The organism is Poseidonocella sp. HB161398, from assembly GCF_005870025.1.
Classification (GTDB): Bacteria; Pseudomonadota; Alphaproteobacteria; order Rhodobacterales; family Rhodobacteraceae; genus Mangrovicoccus.
This window is the reverse complement of the sequence record NZ_VATA01000198.1, coordinates 1-1,957: the sequence shown is the minus strand read 5'-3', so window position 1 is coordinate 1,957 and position 1,957 is coordinate 1. Positions and strand designations below refer to the sequence as shown.

At 69.5% G+C, this 1,957-nt stretch carries 2 protein-coding genes; both read right to left on the bottom strand.

Going from position 1 to position 1,957, the window contains the following annotated elements; genetic code table 11:
* Positions 1-400: 400 nt before the first annotated feature.
* Positions 401-1,099 carry a hypothetical protein gene (locus FGX59_RS40015; protein ID WP_370296517.1) on the bottom strand — a complete coding sequence of 233 codons (699 nt, stop codon included), beginning with the start codon at positions 1,097-1,099 and terminating at the stop codon, positions 401-403.
* A 313-nt stretch (positions 1,100-1,412) separates the two neighbouring features.
* Complete coding sequence (locus tag FGX59_RS40010) at positions 1,413-1,865, bottom strand: helix-turn-helix domain-containing protein (RefSeq protein ID WP_370296515.1); 453 nt, start codon at positions 1,863-1,865, stop codon at positions 1,413-1,415.
* Positions 1,866-1,957: the final 92 nt, after the last annotated feature.

Genomic DNA, 1,957 nt, shown 5'->3' with positions numbered 1-1,957 from the left:
CAAGGCGGAGAAAGGTCATTCTTGGCATCCGGTCACAGCTTGAGGGTATCGGCCGATGGCCGTCGCCGCTCTTCTAGGGGGAACGTCCCGGTCGCACAAGCCGCCGACCCGGCAGTCCGGCCCCGCGTACCGGCCCGGCGCACCGCCGCAATGGTCCGGAAACGGTCGCCCGGTCGGTCCGCGCAGCCACGGCAAGTCCCGGGACCTGCCGCTCATGCCGAGGGCGCCTCCGTCCGGCGATCGTGTAAGGACTGGCCAGGCTGCGGCACAGGTCGATCCACAGTCACGACCCTGAAGCAGGTTCTTCTGCGGACGAGTGGCTGATGCCGCATATGCAAACGCAAATCTGAAGTGTCACCCTGGCGATGCTGCGAGCAGCCGGGCAGGCCGGAGACCTCCGTCAATCGGAGGCCTGCCCGGCTGCGGTTTCGGCGCGCTTCCTTGCCCGGAGCTCCAGGCGCGAGGGGCGCCCCGGGTGCCTTCCGCCCTTCTTCCTGTAGCCGGCATGGGCGCTCGATGGCGGCACGGTCACGGCGGGCGGCGGTTTTTCCTGCTCCGCCATGATATGAGCGAGCACCGCCGACAGGCGCTTGGTCTCGGTGATGGCAGCGTGGGTCACGCGCTGCTGGCGCGGATCGAAGATCCGGAAGGGCAGTGCCATGCCCTTGTGCCGGACCTGGAGCTGGCCGTCGGCGAACCCGCAGACATCGGCATGCTGGCCTGCGGCGGACCGGGAGAGGTCGCTGTCTTCCGCCAGCAGCTTCATGCGGTCATGGGCAATGGTCAGCGTCCTGCAGAGGCGGCGCTGGTCGCGCAGGCACAGGATGTCTCTCAGCCGGTCCGGAGCGACGTTCAGGGGAGGGTGGAGGTCTTGGGCCCGCAGCGGAGTGACGGCGAAGCGCGCATTCGCGCGTTCCGCGAAGCCGGGCAGGACGGCGTTCGTAGCCTCGATGCCGGAGAGCCCGGCCAGGCGCAGCTCCTTCGCCAGCCGGTCCTGCAACGTCCGGCTGGCGCGTTCGACCCGGCCCTCGGCCTGGCTGGAACTGGCGCAGGGGATCTCGATCTGCAGTTCGCCCAGGGCCCGGCCGAACCGGGTCATCCCGTTGGAATGCCGGCCGGGTTTCGGGACGCGGAAGACGGTGTGCCTGTCGCTGCAACGCGCCATTGTCCGCCATTGGTCCGAGGACAATGGCGCGTGCCGCGGGGCGGCCGTGCCGGGCAAGGTGCCGATCGAGCGCGCCGAAGTCGCTGAACCTGCTTTCGGAGGGGGCGAATTCCAGGTGCATCAGCCTGCTGGTGGCGTCGTCGATGAACACGAGGAGCGTGCACGGATCCCATTCGCCGCCACCGCTCGGAGTTTCCCATCGTGGCGCCATCGGTTCGAGCCCGACGGGCGACGGCGCGCCGGCGGCTCATTCCTCGAACCACCGATGTTGCGAGCCGTCGATCCGGATCAGCTCGCCGAGGGCTTCCCGGCGCAGGCGCAGCTGGTGGATGCGGTGCCGCTGCCGGCGCGGGAGCCACGGCTCCGCCGCGACCGTCCATTTCCGGAGCGTCTCGCGCGACACCCGGATCCCGTGCAGCTCCGCCAGCTTCTCGGCCGCGAGCGCCGGGCCGAAATCGCTGTAGTTCTCGCGGACAAGCGCAAGCGCGAGATCGCGCCGGGCGCCGGGGATCCGGTTGCCCGCCGTCCGGCCGCGCGATGCATGGCGGATCGAGGCCGCGCCGCCGCCACGGTACCGCTTCAGGAGCCGGAACATCTGGCGGCGGCTGACGCCCGGGATGCCTGCACCGGCATCGATGCCCAGCCGCCCGTCATCGGCCCGAGCCAGAACGTCGACCCGCTGCAATTCCCGTTCGCTCATCAACACCCATCCCACGGAAGCTCTCCCTCGCCATCACCGGCAGGGCGAGTGACACTTTCGCTTTGTTCCGGGATGACATTATCGCTTTGCGC